This is a genomic window from Micromonospora sp. NPDC049204 (genome assembly GCF_040647935.1).
Classification (GTDB): domain Bacteria; phylum Actinomycetota; class Actinomycetes; order Mycobacteriales; family Micromonosporaceae; genus Micromonospora.
The window spans coordinates 176292-193624 of sequence record NZ_JBEZDC010000011.1 but is presented as its reverse complement, the minus strand read 5'-3'; the positions used below and the strand labels follow the sequence as shown (position 1 = coordinate 193624).

Sequence of the window (17333 nt, the reverse complement as noted above, 5' to 3'; positions counted from 1 at the left end):
CACACTACTTACCCAAACGAGCCGGGTCGTAAGGTTGGCACGCGACTTCGACGAGGAAGTGAGGGCAGCGTGGGCGAGTTCGTTCGGCTGGAGACCACTGACGGCATCGGCACGATCCGGCTGGAGCGGCCGCCGATGAACGCGCTCAACACCCAGGTGCAGGAGGAGTTGCGCGCCGCCGCCACGGCGGCCACCGCCGACCCCGAGGTCCGCGCCGTCATCGTGTACGGCGGGGAGAAGGTCTTCGCCGCCGGTGCGGACATCAAGCAGATGGCCGAGATGTCCTATGTCGACATGGCCGACCGGGCCGCGAACCTGTCCAGCGCGCTCGGCGCGATCGCCCGGATCCCGAAGCCGGTGGTCGCCGCGATCACCGGGTACGCCCTCGGTGGCGGCTGCGAACTGGCGTTGGCCTGCGACTGGCGGGTGGTCGCCGAGGACGCCAAGCTCGGCCAACCGGAGATCAAGCTGGGCATCATCCCCGGTGCGGGCGGCACCCAGCGGCTGGCCCGCCTGGTCGGCCCGGCCCGCGCCAAGGACCTGATCATGTCGGGGCGGATGGTGGACGCGCAGGAGGCGCTGCGGATCGGCCTCGCCGATCGGGTCGCCCCGGCCGCCGAGGTGTACGACACGGCTGTCGCGCTGGTCACCCCGTACCTGAACGGGCCGGCGCAGGCGCTGCGCGCGGCGAAGCTGGCGGTCGACGGCGGCCTGGACATGGACCTGAACTCTGGCCTGGCCTGGGAGAGTCAGCTCTTCGCGGCGCTGTTCGCCACCGACGACCGGCGCGAGGGCATGGCGGCCTTCGTCGAGAAGCGCAAGCCGGACTTCACCGGCCGCTGACCCGTCGGTCCACCCTCCAACCGCCCCCTGACCTCGGTAGCGTCCACCGGCCGGGACCACTGTCGGACGGCCAAGTGACTGGCCGGTAACCTGTGATCCCGGCCACGGACGATGGGAGCGACATGACGGAGCGGATCGAGGGTCACGGCGGCGAGCTGGCGCTCGCGGCCCTACGCGCGCACGGCGTACGGGAGATGTTCACACTCTCCGGCGGGCACGTCTTCCCGCTCTACGATGCCGCGTACAAGACCGACTTCCCGATCTACGACGTCCGGCACGAGCAGTCCGCCGTGTTCGCCGCCGAGGCGGTCGCCAAGTTGCAGCGCCGGCCCGGCCTCGCGGTGCTCACCGCCGGACCCGGTGTCACCAACGGCATCTCCGGCATGACCAGCGCGTTCTTCAACGCCTCCCCGGTGCTGGTGCTCGGCGGCCGCGCGCCCGCGTTCCGCTGGGGCTCCGGCAGCCTCCAGGAGATGGACCACCTGCCGCTGGTCACCCCGGTCACCAAGCACGCCGAGACGGTGTTCAGCACCGACGACATCCCGCGTGCGGTGGGTGCCGCGCTCACCGCCGCGCTCACCCCGCACCGTGGTCCGGCCTTCCTCGACTTCCCGCTGGAGACGATCTTCTCGGTCGCCGAGGTCGACCAGCCCACCGCCTCCGGCGTCGACCCGGTCGTGCCGGACCCGGAGGAGGTCGGCCGCGCCGCGATGCTCATCGCCGGGGCACAGCGACCGGTCATCATCGCCGGCTCCGACGTGTACGCGGGCGACGCGATCGCCGCACTACGCGAGGCGGCCGAGGCGTTGCAGGTGCCGGTCTTCACCAACGGCATGGGCCGCGGCTCACTCCCGCCCACGCACCCGCTCGCGTTCGCCAAGGCCCGTCGGGCAGCGCTCTCCGGCGCCGACGTGGTGGTGGTGGTCGGCACCCCCCTGGACTTCCGGCTCAGCTTCGGGGACTTCGGCGACGCCAAGGTGGTGCACATCGTCGACGCGCCCAGCCAGCGGGCCTCGCACGTGCAGCCGGCCGCCGCCCCCGCCGGCGACCTGCGCCTGATCCTCTCCGCGCTGGCCGACCACTCCGGGGACCGGGCCGACCACACCGACTGGATCGCCGACCTGCGCGTGGCCGAGGACGCGGCCAAGGCCCGGGACGCCGCCGAGATGGCCGCCGAGACCGACCCGATCCGCCCCGCCCGGATCTACGGCGAGCTGCGTCGGGTGCTGGACCCGGACGCCATCACCATCGGCGACGGCGGCGACTTCGTGTCGTACGCCGGGCGGTACCTCGAGCCGGCCCAGCCCGGCACCTGGCTGGACCCGGGCCCGTACGGCTGCCTGGGCACCGGCATGGGCTACGCGATGGGCGCCCGGGTCAGTCACCCGGACCGGCAGATCTGCGTGCTGATGGGAGACGGCGCCGCCGGCTTCTCGCTGATGGACGTCGAGTCGCTGGTCCGCCAGAAGTTGCCGGTGGTGATCGTCGTCGGCAACAACGGCATCTGGGGACTGGAGAAGCACCCGATGCGGGCCATGTACGGCTACGACGTGGCCGCCGACCTCCAACCGGAGTTGCGCTACGACACGGTGGTCAGCGCGCTCGGTGGGGCGGGGGAGACGGTCGCCAAGGCGGCCGACCTGGGTCCGGCCCTCCAGCGGGCGTTCGACGCCGGAGTGCCGTACCTGGTCAACGTGCTCACCGACCCGACCGACGCGTACCCCCGGTCGTCGAACCTGGCCTGAGGCGCACCCGCCGCCGCCGTCGTCCCTCGCGGGCGGCGGCGGCGCGGCGTCTTCCCGCAGCTAAATACACGGAAAGTTAGCTCCGGTCGTCGTAACGTCAGCGCGGGAACGGCGGGACGTCAACCTGTCGCCCGACGACAGGAGTTGCGATGGACCACGCGATCCGCGCCGAGGGCCTGGTGCGGCGTTTCGGCGCCACCACCGCCCTCGCCGGAGTTGATCTGGAGGTTCCGACCGGGACCGTCTTCGGTCTGCTCGGGCCGAACGGCGCCGGCAAGACCACCGCCGTGCGGGTGCTCGCCACCCTGCTGCGGGCCGACGAGGGGCACGCCACGGTGGGTGGCTTCGACGTCGTGCGCGACGCGCACCAGGTGCGTCAGCTGATCGGTCTGACCGGCCAGTACGCCTCGGTCGACGAGACCCTGACCGGCGCGGAGAACCTGCTGCTGATCGGTCGGCTGCTCGGCCTGAGCAGGTCCGACGCCCGACAGCGCGCCCGCCGACTCCTCGCCGACTTCGACCTCAGCGACGCCGCCGACCGGGCCGCCAAGACCTTCTCCGGTGGGATGCGGCGCCGGTTGGACCTCGCCGCCAGTCTGGTCGGCCGGCCGCAGGTGCTCTTCCTGGACGAGCCGACCACCGGCCTGGACCCGCGCAGCCGCAACGACCTGTGGGAGATCGTCCGCACTCTGGTCTCCGACGGCGTGACGGTGCTGCTCACCACCCAGTATCTGGAGGAGGCCGACCAGCTCGCCGGTGAGATCGCCGTCGTCGACCACGGCCGGGTGATCGCCCAGGGCACGCCGGAGGAGCTGAAGTCCAAGACCGGTGGTCAGACCCTCACCGTGCGGCCGGCGGACGGCGGCGACCTGGGCATCGTGACCGCCATCGTCGGCGAGGTGTCCGGTGCGATCCCCGAGGTGGCCCAGAGCGCCGTCACCGTCGCCGTGAACGATCCCGGCGTCCTGCCCGCAGTGGTCAGACGCCTCGACGCCGCCGAGATCGCGGTCGCCGAGCTGGCACTGCGCGGCGCCAGCCTGGACGAGGTCTTCCTCTCGCTCACCGGCCACCGGGCCGAGGACTCGCCGGCCACCACCGATCTGGAGAGGACCCCGGCATGACCGCCGCCACCATCCCCGCTCCGCTGGCGCCGACTCGCCGGGTCAGCCCGGTCGCGGGCGTCCGGCACACCGTCACGCTGGCCTGGCGCAGCCTGGTACAGATCAAGCACAACCCGATGGAACTGCTCGACCTGAGCATCCAACCGGTCATGTTCGTGCTGCTGTTCACCTATGTGTTCGGCACCGCCATCGCCGGGTCGTCGGGTGAGTATCTCACCTTCATGCTGCCCGGCATCATGGTGCAGAACGCGCTGTTCGCCACGATGACGACCGGGTTCGGGTTGAACAACGACCTGACGAAGGGCGTGTTCGACCGTCTGCGGGCGCTGCCCATCGCCCGGTGGGCGCCGTTGGCCGGCCGGATCCTCGCCGACACCGTCAAGCAGGCCTGGTCGATCGCGCTGCTGCTGGGTGTCGGGTCGATTCTCGGTTTCCGGGTCGGCAACGGGCTGCTCGGGGTGGTCGGGGCGTTCGCGCTGCTGCTGGCGTTCACGTTGGCCGCGTCGTGGATCTCGGTGCTGGTCGGCGTGCTGGTCAGCGAACCGGACAAGGTGCAGATCTTCGGCTTCACGGTGATCTTCCCGCTGACGTTCACCAGCAACATCTTCGTACCCACCGACCAGATGCCGAGCTGGTTGCAGAGGTGGGTGGAGCTCAACCCGGTGACCGTGGTGGCCGACGCGCTGCGCGGGCTCCTGGTCAGTGGGCCGGTGGCCGGTCCGGTCCTCCAGACGCTGCTCTGGGGCTTCGGCATCGCGGTGATCTTCGCGCCGTTGGCGGTGCGCGCGCTCAGGCGTCGAGTCTGAGCCTCACACCTCCGGCCGGTCCCCCTCGCGGGGCGGCTCACCGTCGTGCCGCCGCAGGTCGTCCTCGCGTCGGCGCAGGTCCTCCTCCCAGCGGCGGAACAGCTCCTGGTCCTGCTGCTGGGCGCGATCCTGCACGGAGCGGAGGAACTCCGGATCGTCGTCGGGGGCGACCGGCCGGGGGCGCTGCCGCTGGGGCGAACCGGCACCGCCGGGCCAGCTCTTCCCGGCGCCGGGGCTGGGCTCCCGGCCCGCGACGAACCAGGCGATCGAGCCGACCAGCGGGAAGAACAGGATGATCAGCACCCAGGCGATCCGGGGGAGGGCGCGGATCTGACCCTCCTCGGCGGAGAGGCAACTGATCAGCGCGCAGACGGCGAGGACAATCTGCGCCAGGAAGAGGAGAACGTACAGCCGGGCCATCCACCCATCATGGCGCACCGAGGCTCGTCACCACAGTCCGCGAAGCACCAGCAGCACTCCCAGTAGCGCGAGCCCCACGGTGCCCACCGCGGCCAGCGGCAGTGTCCGACCGCCGGTGCGGGCCGGGCCGGTGCCGGTGCCGCGCGGCCAGCAGAGCAGCAGCAGCAAGCCCCAGACCAGCACGGCGACGCCGGCGATCAGCGCTCCGGCCGGGCCGCCCGCCGACGCCAACCGGACGGCGAGCGCGGTCACCACAGTCAGCGTGAGCAGGGTGCGTCGCCAGGCCAGACGGGTGCGCTCGGGTTGCAGCCCGGCGTCGCGTCCGGTGCTCACCGCCCGCCGACAGCCCGGACCAGGACGGCGATCACCAGCAGCACCGCCCCGGCGCCCACGGCCAGGGCCAGGATGGCGGGAAACCGGGACGCGGGCAGCTCCTGACCGAGCCGGATGGCCCGCTCGGTTCGCGCCCAGTGGTCCACGGCCCGGATCGCGACCGCCCCGCCGAGCAGCAGCAGCGCCACCGCGATCACCTCCCGCAGGTGGCTCATCGGCAGCGGCGGCAGGAACTGCGCGGCGGCCAACCCGCCGCCGACCAGCGCCAACCCGGTGCGCAGCCAGGCGAGGAAGGTCCGTTCGTTGGCCAGCGAGAAGCGGTAGTCCGGCGGTTCACCGACCGTACCCAGCTCCGCCGGGTCGAACCATCGCCTGATCGCCGCCCACACGGGGGGAGAATATCCGCTTCCCATCCCGCTTAGCCTGACTCGGTGACTGATCTCGACGTGTCGACCCTGCGTGCCGCCTACGACAACCAGCTCCGCCCGGAGATCCCCGACCCGGTTCCGGCCGGCGTGACGGTGGAGCGGGACGGTCCGTTGGTCCGCATCGTCGGGCTCGACGCCGGCGGCTTCCTCACCTACCGCGACCTGGGCGGACTCACCGGGGGCGCGCTGGACGAGCTGATCGCCCGGCAGGTCGCCCTGTTCCGCGAGCGCGGCCAGTCGGTCGAGTGGAAGCTCAACGAGCACGACGAACCGGCGGACCTGGCGGACCGGCTGCGCGCGGCCGGCTTCGTGCCGGAGGACCGGGAGACCGTCGTGGTCGGGCCGGTCGCCCCGCTGGCCGCCGCGCTGCCGGTCACCCCCGAGGGGGTACGCCTGCGTGAGGTGTCCTCCCGCGCCGACCTGGAGCGGATCGCCGCCATGGAGGAGGAGGTCTGGCAGGAGGACCGTTCGCACCTCGTCACGGGTCTGGGCAAGGAGATCGACGCCGACCCGAACTCGATCACCGTCGTGGTGGCCGAGGCGGACGACACGGTGGTGAGCGCCGGTTGGGTGCGGTTCCCGGCGAACACCGGCTTCGCCACCCTGTGGGGCGGCTCGACCCTGCCGCAGTGGCGGCGCAGGGGCATCTACCGGGCGTTGGTCAACTACCGGGCGCGACTGGCCGAACAGCGAGGTCGGACGCTCATGCAGGTCGACTGCTCCGAGGACAGTCGGCCGATCCTCCAGCGGCTCGGCCTCGTCGCGGTCACCACCACCACCCCGTACGTCTACACTCCGTGATCATGGAGCAGCGGTTGACGGACGAGGAGCGTTCGATCCTCAAGACCGGCGCCTTCGGTGCCGTCTTCCTGGTGTCCAACGCCGACCCGGGGGTGCTGGGGGTGATCCGGGAGAGCGTCGCCGCGTCCAGCGCACTCGCCAACGCCAGCGGGACGGTCAAGGAGGCGCTCACCACCGGTCCGCTGCCGCGGATTCCCCGGGACTCGCAGTTGGAGATCGAGTCGGTGGTGCTGCCGGCGCTGCGGCACGCGGTGCGGATCCTGCGGGACAAGTCACCGCAGGACGTGGAGGCGTACCGCTCGGTGGTGTTGGGTGCGGCGGACCGGGTGGCCCGGGCGCACGCCGGGGTGGCGCCCGCCGAGGCGGCGGCCATCGACCAGATCCGGGGCGCGTTGGCCGACCCGGCCTGACCGTCCGCCCCGCGGTGAGCTGTGTCACTCCGAGTGCCCCGGGGAGCGCAAGCTACCGACAGGTAACATTGCGTCGTGGGCAACTGCACAGCAGCCCGCGGTTGACCTGGCGTCGACCGACGCGCGACGCTGCGCCCCAGACCGGGCGAGCGAATCGCATCACCACACAGGAGGGTCGTCGAAGCGCGATGAATATCGTCGTACTCGTCAAGCAGGTGCCTGATTCGGGCGCGGACCGCAACCTGCGCAATGACGACAACACCGTCGACCGCGGTTCGGCGAACAACGTGATCAACGAGATGGACGAGTACGCCATCGAGGAGGCGCTGAAGATCAAGGAGGCGCACGGCGGCGAGGTCACCATCCTGACCATGGGTCCGGACCGGGCGACCGAGTCGATCCGCAAGGCGCTCTCCATGGGTCCGGACAAGGCCGTGCACGTGCTGGACGACGCCCTGCACGGTTCCTGCGCCGTCGCCACCTCGAAGGTGCTCGCCGCCGCTCTCGGTCAGCTGAACGCCGACCTGGTGATCTGCGGCGCCGAGTCCACCGACGGTCGGGTCCAGGTCATGCCGCACATGATCGCCGAGCGGCTGGGCGTCGCGGCGCTCACCGGCGCCCGCAAGCTCACCGTCGACGGCGGCACGCTGACCGTGGAGCGGCAGACCGAGGAGGGCTACGAGGTGGTCACCGCCGCCACTCCGGCCGTGGTCTCCGTCTGGGACACGATCAACGAGCCGCGCTACCCCTCCTTCAAGGGCATCATGGCCGCCAAGAAGAAGCCGGTGCAGACGTTCTCCCTGGCCGACCTGGGTGTCGCGCCCACCGAGGTGGGCTTCGACGGGGCCACCAGCGCCGTCGTCGAGCACACCAAGCGCCCCCCGCGCTCCGGTGGCGCCAAGATCACCGATGAGGGCGAGGGCGGCGTCAAGCTGGTCGAGTTCCTCGCCACCGAGAAGTTCGTGTGAGAGGGGGTTCCGACATGTCTGAGGTTCTCGTCGTCGTCGAAGCCACGAAGGAATTCGGCGTCAAGAAGGTCACCCTGGAAATGCTCACCATCGCCCGTGAGCTGGGCACCCCGAGCGCGGTGGTGCTCGGCGGCGCCGGCGCCGCCGAGGCGCTGAGCGGCAAACTGGGCGAGTACGGCGCGGAGAAGATCTACGCCGCCGAGGGTGACGAGATCGACGGCTACCTGGTGGCCCCCAAGGCCAGCGTGCTGGCCGAGCTGGTCCAGCGGGTGCAGCCGGTCGCCGTGCTGTTGGCCTCCGCCCAGGAGGGCAAGGAGATCGCTGCCCGGCTCGCCGTCAAGCTGGACAACGGCATCCTGACCGACGTGGTCGGCCTCGACGCCGACGGCACCGCGACCCAGATCGCATTCGCCGGCTCCACCATCGTCAAGTCCAAGGTCACCAAGGGCCTGCCGCTGGTCACCGTCCGGCCCAACTCGGTCACCCCCGCCCCGGCGGCGGCCACCCCGACGATCGAGCAGCTCACCGTGTCGGTCACCGACACCGACAAGCTGGCCAGGGTCGTCGAGCGGGTCGCCGAGCAGAAGGGCTCCCGGCCCGAGCTGACCGAGGCCGGCGTGGTGGTCTCCGGTGGTCGCGGTGTCGGCAACGCCGACAACTTCAAGCTGGTCGAGGAGTTGGCCGACCTGCTCGGCGGCGCCGTCGGCGCGTCCCGCGCGGCCGTCGACTCCGGCTTCTACCCGCACCAGTTCCAGGTGGGTCAGACCGGCAAGACGGTCTCCCCGCAGCTCTACGTCGCGCTCGGCATCTCCGGTGCCATCCAGCACCGGGCCGGCATGCAGACCTCGAAGACCATCGTCGCGGTCAACAAGGACGGCGAGGCGCCGATCTTCGAGCTGGCCGACTTCGGCGTGGTGGGCGACCTGTTCAAGATCGTCCCGCAGGCCGCCGAGGAGATCCGCAAGCGCAAGTGACCCCGCGCTGAGACCGGTGGCCGCCCCCGACGGGGGCGGCCACTGTCTCTCGATGGGAGCTGATCGGCGGGCCGGGGAGCTGAACCGGCCCGCCGATCAGCCCGTCAGGGTGCCCCTCAGCAGGCTGTCGCCGGAATGGGCGGTGTTGTTGTCGTACTGCTCGGCGGAGACGTCGACCACCGAATAGCTCTTGAGGTCGACATTCGGGGGCAGGGGTAGCAGCGCATCCGCGCCGCCACCCAGGGTGCCGACCGAAAACATCTTCATCGTCGTCGGGTTGATGAGCCAGACCTCGTAGTACCCCGGGACGCGCGGGAGATTCGCCACATGCAGATGTAGTTGGCCGTCCCGCAGAACCCGGGCGTCACCCTTGGCCGCCGGGGGCGTCGACCCGTACGCCGCCAGCGGCGCACTCGCCACCACCACAGGCGTCGGAGCGGGCGCCGGGTCGTCCGGCCGCAGCACCGAGACCGTGCCCAGCACACCCACCGCCGCAGCGGCTGCCGCGGTGACGGCGGTGGCCGCCCAGCGCGACCAGCCGGCCCCCCGGCGAGATCGCCGCGCCGGATCCAGCCGGATGACTGTCGGCTCGCCGGTCGTGCCGGTGGACGGTGCGGCCGTGCCGGTGGGGCGCTCACCCGTCGTGTCGGTGGACGGTGCGGCCGTTTCGGTGGCCTGCCCGATCGGCGTGTGGTTGATCGGCTCGGCCCGGGTGCCGACGGCTTGCCCGGGGAGCTGCCGCGGACGTGCCTCGATCGGTGACGGCTCGGCCTCCGCCGCCCTGACCTGGGCGGCGATGCCCTGCCAGACGTGCTCCGGCGGGTCGGGCAGGTCGGCCAGACCCTGCGTCTCGGTGCCGAGGCCGGCCACCTGCTGGAGGGTCGACACCTCCGCCCGGCAGAGCGCGCAGGTGCCGAGGTGGGTGCTCTCCCCGTTGTCCGCCTCGCTCTCACCGAGCGCCAGAAAGACCAGCCGCTCGTGGCCCAGGTGCTGCACCGTCCACCTCCCATCTGCGTTTCAAGCTCGCCATGCCGCGCCGGATGTGGCTCTTCACGGTGCCCAACGGCACTCCGGTCACCGTGGCTATCTGCTGGTGTGTCAGATCGTCGTAGAAGGCCAACTCCAGCATCCGCCGCTGGTCGTCCGGGAGACGAGCCAGCTCGTCGGCGATCACCAACCGGTCCACCACGCGGTCCGGGTCCGGGTCGGCGGGTTTCGGCTCCGGCAGTTGCCGGACCGTCTCCACCACCCGGGTCTCCCGGGCGGAGGCGCGCATCCGGTCGATCACCTTGCGCCGGCCGATGCCGAGCAGCCAGCCGATCAGCGATCCCTTGGCCGGATCGAACGTGTCCCGACCCAGCCACGCGGCGACGAACGTCGCCTGGGTGACGTCCTCGGCGTCGGCGCGGTTGGCCAGCATCGAGGTGGCCAGGTGGAACACGGCCCGACCGTACCGGTCGTACGCCTCGCGCAGCGCCACGTCGTCGCCCGCGCGGAAGCGGAGGTCGAGGTCGTCCACCGGGGGGTCCGGTTCCTCGTGCGGGGCCGTCATCGGGCGGCTCGCCTTCGATGGGGCATGCCCGACTGTAGCTGCCACAGTCTCCGCCCCACTCTCCCGGTCGATGTCATCTCAGCAGCTATTCGTCTCGCGACCCCAGTTCGGATGCAGTCGGGGCCGAAGAAGAAAAGTCCCTCCGATCCGCATCCGCCCGTCCGGACGGCGGCGTAACCAGTTCTGCAAGCCAGGCCTGACGAATCAGCACCAATCACCAGGAGGCAGACATGCAGCTCTCGTACTTCCGTCGGGTCGCGGCGGGCGGCGCGGTCGCCGCGTTGGCCTTCGCCGGAGTCGGCGCACTCAGCGCCACCCCCGCGTACGCCGCAACGTCGAAGGTCTCCGTCGTGCACGGCATCCCGGACACCCCGGTCGACGTCTACGTCAACGGTAAGAAGACGCTCGACAACTTCAAGCCCGGTGACGTGGCCGGCCCGCTGAACCTGGAGGAGGGCGACTACGACATCGCGCTCACCAAGCCGGGCGAGCCGATCGGCAGCGCGATCCTCAAGGTCGACAACGCGGCCGTCCCGGGCGGCGCGAACATCAGCATCGCGGCCCACCTCGACGCCGCCGGCCAGCCGAAGATCACCCCGTTCGTGAACGACGTCTCGAAGGTCGCCGCCGGCAAGGCCCGGCTCATCGTCCGGCACACCGCCGCCGCCCCCGAGGTGGACGTACGCGCCGGTGGCACCCCGGTCTTCGAGGGCCTCACCAACCCGAACGAGGCCAAGGGCGACGTCGCCGCGGGCAGCGTCAAGGCGGACGTGGTGCTCGCCGGCACCGACACCGTGGCCATCGGCCCGGCGGACCTCAACCTCAAGGAGGGCACCGCGACGATCGTCTACGCGATCGGCTCCGCCGAGGGCAAGACGCTCGGCGTGGTGGCGCAGACCATCACCGGCCTGCACTCCGCCCCGGGCGGCGTGCCCAGCGGTGACGGCGGTCAGGCCGGCACCGGGGTGGACACCTGGTGGTACGTGCTCACCGGTGCCGGCGTACTCCTGCTGTTGGTCGGTGGTGTGCGGATGGCGACCGCACGGACCGGTCGCAGGTGACGGTGCGCAACCGCGGCGCGCTGGCGGCCCTGGCCGCCGGCGTTGCCGCGCTCACCGTCGCCGCCGTGGTGGCGTGCGGTTCCCAACCGGCGGGGAACGTGGGTGCCGAGGAGGCGAGCACGCTGGCCAGCACCCCAGCGGCCACCGCCAGCGCCCCCTCGGTGCCGATCACCGCCGGTGAGCTGCCGGCCGACGCGGCGATCATCCCGCCGGTACGGCTGGTGATCCCGGAGATCGACGTCACCGCCACCGTCAACGCGGTCGGCATCAACGAGCGGACGAACGAGTTCGAGGTGCCGCCGAGCGTCGACCAGATCGGGTGGTACCGCTACGGACCCGGCCTGGAGGCAACCGCTGGCTCGGTGGTCGTCGCCGGTCACGTGGACAGCGCCAAGCAGGGCAGGGGCGCGTTCTTCCGACTCCGTGAACTCGACCAGAACGACACCCTGACCGTGACCGGCAGCGACGGCACGGCCCGGCGGTACCGGGTGGTCGCCCGGGAGGAGTACGCGAAGACCAAGATTCCGTTGGACCGGTACTTCGCCCGGGACGGCAAGCCCCGGCTGACTCTGATCACCTGTGGCGGACCGTTCGACGCCAAGGCGCGCAAGTACCGCGACAACATCGTCGTCACCGCGGTGCCCGCCTGAGCGGGGCCGCAGCCGGGGCCGGGGTGGAATTTTCCACCCCGGCCCCGGCACTGGGTCCCTCCGCCATCCGGGCGCCGCGGTGTCGGCCGTAGGCTGGTCGGTGATGGCTTACCTGGATCACGCGGCGACGACTCCGATGCTCGATGAGGCACTGGAGGCGTACGTCGCTACCGCCCGCGAGGTCGGCAACGCGTCCTCCCTGCATGCGGCGGGTCGTCGTGCCCGCCGCCGGGTCGAAGAGTCCCGCGAGAAGGTGGCCGCGGTGCTGGGCGCCCGGCCGTCCGAGGTGATCTTCACGGGTGGGGGCACGGAGAGCGACAACCTCGCGGTCAAGGGCATCTTCTGGGCCCGCCGGGGAGCCGCCCAGGGCCGCCGTCGGGTGGTCTCCAGCTCCGTCGAGCACCACGCGGTGCTGGACGCGGTCGACTGGCTCGTCGAGCACGAGGGGGCCGAGGTCGGTTGGCTGCCGGTGGACGCCGCCGGTCGGCTCGACCCGGAGGACCTGCGCGCCGAGCTGGCCGCGCACACCAACCGGGTGGCCGTGGTCACCGCGATGTGGGCCAACAACGAGGTGGGCACCATCCAGCCGGTCGCCGAGCTGGCCGCTGTCGCCGCCGAGCACGGGGTGCCGTTCCACACCGACGCCATCCAGGCGGTCGGTCAGGTGCCCGTCGACTTCGGCGCCAGCGGCGTCGCCGCGCTGACCGTGACCGGGCACAAGCTGGGTGGCCCGACCGGAGTGGGCGCGTTGCTGCTCGCCCGGGACGTGCCGGCCACGCCCCTGCTGCACGGCGGTGGCCAGGAACGTGACATCCGTTCCGGCACCCTGGACACGGCCGGCATCGTGGCCTTCGCGGTCGCCGTCGAGACGGCGGTGAAGGGCCAACAGGAGTACGCGGCCCGGGTGGCCGCACTCCGCGACGACCTGGTCGAGCGGGTTCGTCGGGCGGTGCCCGAGGTGATCTACAACGGTGAGCCGACCGACCGTTTGCCGGGCAACGCGCACTTCTCCTTCCCGGGCTGCGAGGGCGACGCCCTGCTGCTGTTGCTCGACGCCCAGGGCATCGCCTGCTCGACGGGGTCGGCCTGCTCCGCAGGGGTGGCCCAGCCCTCCCACGTCCTGCTGGCGATGGGCGCCGACGACGACCGCGCCCGCTCCTCGCTGCGCTTCACCCTCGGTCACACGAGCACTCAGGCCGACGTCGACGCCCTCATCGCGGCCCTCCCGGCAGCGGTGGACCGAGCCCGCCGGGCCGCCGCCCTCCGCACCCCCCGCTAACCGCCCCCGCCCGCGCCCCCGCCCCGCCCCCGCCCCCGCCCCCGCCCCCGCCCCCGCCCCCCGCCCTTGTCGATCAAGGAGTTGTGGTGGGTGACAAAGGCCGCCGTCCACCTCATTCCAGGCACCACAACTCCTTGATCAACGGTGGGGGTGACGGGCGTTGGTGTGTGGGCGTGGGGTGGGGTTGGGGTGGTGGATAGGGTTGTGGCGGGGACGGGGAAGGGAGTTCGCTGGTGAAGGTTCTGGCGGCTATGTCGGGCGGGGTCGACTCGGCCGTGGCGGCGGCGCGGGCGGTGGCGGCCGGGCACGACGTGACAGGCGTACACCTGGCGCTGGCCCGTAACCCACAGACCTATCGGACCGGGGCGCGCGGCTGCTGCACCCTGGAGGATTCCCGGGACGCGCGGCGGGCCGCCGACGTGATCGGCATCCCGTTCTACGTGTGGGACATGGCCGACCGTTTCCACGAGGACGTGGTGGACGACTTCGTCGCCGAGTACGCCGCCGGGCGCACGCCGAACCCCTGCCTGCGCTGCAACGAGAAGATCAAGTTCGCGGCGGTGCTGGACCGGGCCGTGGCCCTGGGCTTCGACGCGGTGGTCACCGGGCACCACGCCCGACTCGGCCCGGACGGGCTGCTGCGACGCAGCGTCGACATCGCCAAGGACCAGTCGTACGTGCTGGCCGTGCTCACCCGCGAGCAACTGGACCGGTCGATCTTCCCGTTGGGCGACTCGACAAAGGCGCAGGTGCGCGCGGAGGCCGCCGAGCGTGGTCTGGCGGTGGCCGACAAGCCGGACTCACACGACATCTGCTTCATCGCCGACGGTGACACCCGTGGCTTCCTCGCCGGCCGGCTCGGCGAGGCGCCCGGCGACGTCGTGGACGCCAGCACCGGCGCGGTGGTCGGCAGTCACAGCGGCGCGTACGCGTACACCGTGGGGCAGCGGCGCGGCCTGCACCTGGACCGGCCGGCCGCCGACGGACGGCCGCGTTATGTGCTCTCCATCACGCCGAAGACCAACACCGTGACCGTCGGCCCCGCCGAGGCGCTCGAGGTGTCCGAGGTCCGGGCCGTTCGTCCGGTCTGGACCGGCGGTGCGCGCCCGGACGCGCCGGTGGAGTGCGAGGTGCAACTGCGTGCCCACGGCGACGTGGTGCCGGCGACCGTCGCGCTCGACGGTGACCTGCTGCACGCCGAGCTGCGCCGGCCGGTGCGCGGCGTCGCCGCCGGTCAGGCCGTGGTCGCGTACCGGTCGGACCCGGCCGGCGACGTGGTCCTCGGCTCCGCGACCATCACCGGCTGACCGCACGGCCCCGGTGTTCGCGGGATAGCCTTCGCCCGTGACAGATCAGGCGTGGCCCTGGCCGACCGGCGCGGCAACCGGAATTGGTTCGCTGCCCGGCACCGACATCGGCGAGGCACAGCGGGTGGTCCTCGGTGAGCTTCCCGAGCTGCCCCACCTGCCCGAGCTGCCGGCCCGTGGTCCCGGCGCGGACCTGATCGGCCGGTCCGCCGGGCTGCTGGTCGAGCTGCCCGTCGAGGTGTACGCCGGACGCTGGCGGGTCGCCCCACGCCCCGGCCGCGACCTGCGCCGGGCCGCTGACCTGATGGAACGTGACCTGGACCAGCTCGCCGAACAGGCCGAGGAGTACACCGGGCCGATCAAGGTGCAGGCCGCCGGCCCACTCACGCTGGCCGCGTCCCTGGAGTTGCCGATCGGCGGCCGAATGCTGCGCGACCCCGGCGCGGTCCGCGATCTGACCGGCTCCCTCGCCGAGGGGCTGCGCGCGCACGTCGCGGCGGTGACCCGGCGACTGCCCCGGGCGTCGGTGCTGCTCCAACTGGACGAGCCGTCGTTGCCGACCGTGTTGGCCGGGCGGGTGCCGACCGAGAGCGGGCTGGGCGCGTACCGGCCGGTCGACGGGGTGGACGCCGCCGCGCTGCTGCGCACGGTCGTCGACGCGGTCGGCGTACCGACGCTCGTGCACTGCTGCGCCCCGGACGTGCCGCTGGAGCTGATCCGCTCCACCGGCGCCGTCGCGGTCGCCCTCGACCTGGATCTGGTCACCAAGCTGGACCCGCTCGGCGAGGCGCTCGACGCCGGCCTCGGACTGCTGGCCGGGGCCGCGCCCACCCGACCGCCGTCGGCCGGTGGCGCGCCGACGTCCGCGCAGATCGCCGACCGGGTACGCCAGGTCTGGGACCGCCTCGGCTTTCCCCGTCGGCAACTCGCCGAGCAGGTGGTGGTCACCCCGGCCTGCGGTCTCGCCGGTGCCACCCCGGAGTACGCGCGGGCGGTGCTCGCCGCGTGCCGGGACGCCGGCCGGCGGCTCGCCGAGGTGTGAGGTTTCCTGTCGTACCCGGTGGGCAGGATGACGCTCATGATTGGACAGCTGCGTTCAGTGGTGATCGACTGCCCGGACCCGCGGGCGCTGGCGATGTTCTACGCCGAGCTGCTCGGCGTGCCTCTCGCCGAGGGTGAGATGGAGGACGACTGGGTGGTGTTGGGCGGCCCGCCCGGTCACCAGCCGCGGCTCGCCTTCCAGCAGGCGCTCACCCTCCGGGCACCGGCCTGGCCGGATCCGGAGCGCCCTCAGCAGTTCCACCTGGATGTGACGGTGGACGACATCGAGAGCGCGGAGAAGGCGGCACTCGCGCTCGGGGCTCGGCGACTGCCGGGCGAGGGCGAGGGTTTCCGGGTCTACGCCGACCCGGCCGGCCACCCGTTCTGCCTCTGCTGGGACTGAGCCCGACGGGGTTGCGGCGGCCGGGCATCATGGCCGCCGTGACTCCCACCTCTTCGCTGCGCGCCTCCGGTTCACTCTTCGGCCTCGCCTACGGTGACGCGCTCGGCAAGCCGACCGAGTTCCTGACCGTCGCCGAGATCGAGCACCGGTACGGCCCGACCGGCCCACGTGAGCTGTCCGGCGAGCCGGCACTGGTCACCGACGACACCCAGATGGCGCTCGCGGTGGGCTGGGCGCTGTACGAGGCACCGACGCTCACCCCGGAGGCGGTGGAGCCGCTGCTGCGGCAGCGCTTTCTGGCCTGGGCGGTCAGCCCGGACAACAACCGCGCCCCGGGGATGACCTGCCTACGTGCCTGCGCGGAGTTGAGCCGTGGGCTGCGCTGGCAGGAGGCGACCGTGGCCGGGTCGAAGGGGTGCGGGGCCAACATGCGCGTCACCCCGGTTGGCTTGCTGAAGGTGGACCTGGACACGATGGCCGGGTTGGCCCAGTTGCAGGCCGGGTTGACCCATGGGCACCCGACCGGGCTGGCCGCCAGCGAGCTGACCGCGTACGCCGTCTTCGCGCTGCGCGCGGGCGCCACGTTGCCCGAGCTACCCGCGATCCTCGCCGAGCGGGCGCGGTCCCAGCGCCTGGTCTACCGGGAGCAGTGGCTGGGTGATCTCTGGCAGCGCCCGGGGGTCGGGACGCCGGAGGAGTTCATCGCCCGGGGCTGGGACGAGTGCCTGGCGGTGCTGGACCGACTGACGGACGCTCTGCGCGAGCCGGACGACGGCGGCGACCCGTGCCGGGCCACCGGGGAGGGCTGGGTTGCCGAGGAGGCGCTGGCCACCGCGCTGCTCTGCGCCGTACGGCACGTCGACGACCCCGTCGCGGCACTGACCCGAGGCGCGACCACCGCCGGCGACTCCGACTCGATCGCCGCCCTGGCCGGCGCGTTCGTGGGCGCGGCCGCCGGCATGGCCGCCTGGCCGACCGGCTGGGTCGACCGCATCGAGTACGCGAACCAACTCGCCACCCTGGGCGCCGCCTGGGACTGACCGACCCGCCTGGCCCACGCGGCCCTGCCCTGCTCGCCCTGGCCCGGCCCTGGTCTGCCCGGCCCTGGTCTGCCCGGCCCTGGTCTGCCCGGCCCTGGTCTGCCCGGCCCTGGTCTGCCCGGCCCTGGTCTGCCCGGCCCTGGTCTGCCCG

20 protein-coding genes are annotated in these 17333 nt (G+C 72.3%); 15 read left to right on the top strand and 5 right to left on the bottom strand.

What is annotated here, in order from left to right; all coding sequences use genetic code 11:
* Positions 1-69: 69 nt before the first annotated feature.
* The 4 genes from AB0A90_RS21825 to AB0A90_RS21810 all read left to right on the top strand — a co-directional run bounded on the left by AB0A90_RS21825 (position 70) and on the right by AB0A90_RS21810 (position 4515).
* A complete protein-coding gene (locus AB0A90_RS21825) occupies positions 70-843 on the top strand; it encodes an enoyl-CoA hydratase-related protein (RefSeq protein WP_357250762.1) in 774 nt (257 codons plus the stop codon).
* Positions 844-965: 122 nt separating this feature from the next.
* The gene (locus AB0A90_RS21820; protein ID WP_357250759.1) at positions 966-2588 is read left to right on the top strand and encodes an acetolactate synthase; all 1623 of its coding nucleotides are present in this window, start codon (positions 966-968) and stop codon (positions 2586-2588) included.
* 149 nt (positions 2589-2737) lie between these two features.
* Positions 2738-3709 (top strand): ATP-binding cassette domain-containing protein, encoded by a 972-nt coding sequence (locus tag AB0A90_RS21815; RefSeq protein ID WP_357250756.1) that lies wholly within the window; start codon positions 2738-2740, stop codon positions 3707-3709.
* The gene (locus tag AB0A90_RS21810; RefSeq protein WP_357250753.1) at positions 3706-4515 is read left to right on the top strand and encodes an ABC transporter permease; all 810 of its coding nucleotides are present in this window, start codon (positions 3706-3708) and stop codon (positions 4513-4515) included. The genes AB0A90_RS21815 and AB0A90_RS21810 overlap by 4 nt, the downstream gene beginning before the upstream one ends.
* A 3-nt stretch (positions 4516-4518) precedes the next feature.
* Here the strand turns inward: AB0A90_RS21810 and AB0A90_RS21805 are convergent, their stop codons facing one another.
* Genes AB0A90_RS21805 through AB0A90_RS21795 form a run of 3 tightly spaced genes read right to left on the bottom strand, consistent with a single transcriptional unit; the run spans position 4519 to position 5657 of the window.
* Complete coding sequence (locus AB0A90_RS21805) at positions 4519-4935, bottom strand: PLD nuclease N-terminal domain-containing protein (protein ID WP_357250750.1); 417 nt, start codon at positions 4933-4935, stop codon at positions 4519-4521.
* A 27-nt stretch (positions 4936-4962) separates the two neighbouring features.
* Complete coding sequence (locus tag AB0A90_RS21800) at positions 4963-5268, bottom strand: DUF202 domain-containing protein (RefSeq protein ID WP_357250747.1); 306 nt, start codon at positions 5266-5268, stop codon at positions 4963-4965.
* Positions 5265-5657 carry a DUF202 domain-containing protein gene (locus AB0A90_RS21795; protein ID WP_357250744.1) on the bottom strand — a complete coding sequence of 131 codons (393 nt, stop codon included), beginning with the start codon at positions 5655-5657 and terminating at the stop codon, positions 5265-5267. The genes AB0A90_RS21800 and AB0A90_RS21795 overlap by 4 nt, the downstream gene beginning before the upstream one ends.
* A gap of 42 nt (positions 5658-5699) precedes the next feature.
* Between AB0A90_RS21795 and AB0A90_RS21790 the strand changes: the two genes are divergently transcribed.
* The 4 genes from AB0A90_RS21790 to AB0A90_RS21775 all read left to right on the top strand — a co-directional run bounded on the left by AB0A90_RS21790 (position 5700) and on the right by AB0A90_RS21775 (position 8849).
* Entirely contained in the window at positions 5700-6497 is a 798-nt protein-coding gene (locus AB0A90_RS21790; RefSeq protein ID WP_357250741.1) for a GNAT family N-acetyltransferase, read from the top strand.
* Positions 6494-6907, top strand: a complete 414-nt coding sequence (locus AB0A90_RS21785) for a hypothetical protein (protein ID WP_357250739.1) — start codon at positions 6494-6496, stop codon at positions 6905-6907. The genes AB0A90_RS21790 and AB0A90_RS21785 overlap by 4 nt, the downstream gene beginning before the upstream one ends.
* Before the next feature lie 188 nt (positions 6908-7095).
* Positions 7096-7875, top strand: a complete 780-nt coding sequence (locus tag AB0A90_RS21780; protein WP_357250736.1) for an electron transfer flavoprotein subunit beta/FixA family protein — start codon at positions 7096-7098, stop codon at positions 7873-7875.
* A gap of 14 nt (positions 7876-7889) precedes the next feature.
* On the top strand, positions 7890-8849 hold the full coding sequence (locus AB0A90_RS21775) for an electron transfer flavoprotein subunit alpha/FixB family protein (protein ID WP_357250733.1): 960 nt from the start codon (positions 7890-7892) through the stop codon (positions 8847-8849).
* 96 nt (positions 8850-8945) lie between these two features.
* Here AB0A90_RS21775 and AB0A90_RS21770 read toward each other — a convergent pair whose 3' ends face one another.
* Positions 8946-9845, bottom strand: coding sequence for an anti-sigma factor (locus tag AB0A90_RS21770; RefSeq protein ID WP_357250730.1), 900 nt, complete (start codon positions 9843-9845; stop codon positions 8946-8948).
* Positions 9799-10401: a sigma-70 family RNA polymerase sigma factor gene (locus AB0A90_RS21765; protein ID WP_357250727.1), complete on the bottom strand. Its 603-nt coding sequence runs from the start codon at positions 10399-10401 to the stop codon at positions 9799-9801. The genes AB0A90_RS21770 and AB0A90_RS21765 overlap by 47 nt, the downstream gene beginning before the upstream one ends.
* Positions 10402-10631: 230 nt before the next feature.
* Between AB0A90_RS21765 and AB0A90_RS21760 the strand changes: the two genes are divergently transcribed.
* From AB0A90_RS21760 to AB0A90_RS21730, 7 genes are all read left to right on the top strand, one after another.
* Complete coding sequence (locus tag AB0A90_RS21760) at positions 10632-11462, top strand: DUF4397 domain-containing protein (RefSeq protein WP_357250724.1); 831 nt, start codon at positions 10632-10634, stop codon at positions 11460-11462.
* Entirely contained in the window at positions 11459-12112 is a 654-nt protein-coding gene (locus tag AB0A90_RS21755) for a class F sortase (protein ID WP_357250721.1), read from the top strand. The genes AB0A90_RS21760 and AB0A90_RS21755 overlap by 4 nt, the downstream gene beginning before the upstream one ends.
* 103 nt (positions 12113-12215) lie before the next feature.
* Positions 12216-13391, top strand: a complete 1176-nt coding sequence (locus tag AB0A90_RS21750) for a cysteine desulfurase family protein (protein ID WP_357250718.1) — start codon at positions 12216-12218, stop codon at positions 13389-13391.
* A 233-nt stretch (positions 13392-13624) separates the two neighbouring features.
* Positions 13625-14698, top strand: a complete 1074-nt coding sequence (gene mnmA / locus AB0A90_RS21745; protein ID WP_357250715.1) for a tRNA 2-thiouridine(34) synthase MnmA — start codon at positions 13625-13627, stop codon at positions 14696-14698.
* A 37-nt stretch (positions 14699-14735) separates the two neighbouring features.
* Positions 14736-15740: a methionine synthase gene (locus AB0A90_RS21740; protein ID WP_357250712.1), complete on the top strand. Its 1005-nt coding sequence runs from the start codon at positions 14736-14738 to the stop codon at positions 15738-15740.
* Between the two features lie 36 nt (positions 15741-15776).
* Positions 15777-16142 (top strand): VOC family protein, encoded by a 366-nt coding sequence (locus AB0A90_RS21735; RefSeq protein ID WP_357250709.1) that lies wholly within the window; start codon positions 15777-15779, stop codon positions 16140-16142.
* 29 nt (positions 16143-16171) lie between these two features.
* The gene (locus tag AB0A90_RS21730) at positions 16172-17182 is read left to right on the top strand and encodes an ADP-ribosylglycohydrolase family protein (protein ID WP_357250706.1); all 1011 of its coding nucleotides are present in this window, start codon (positions 16172-16174) and stop codon (positions 17180-17182) included.
* Positions 17183-17333 lie beyond the last annotated feature (151 nt).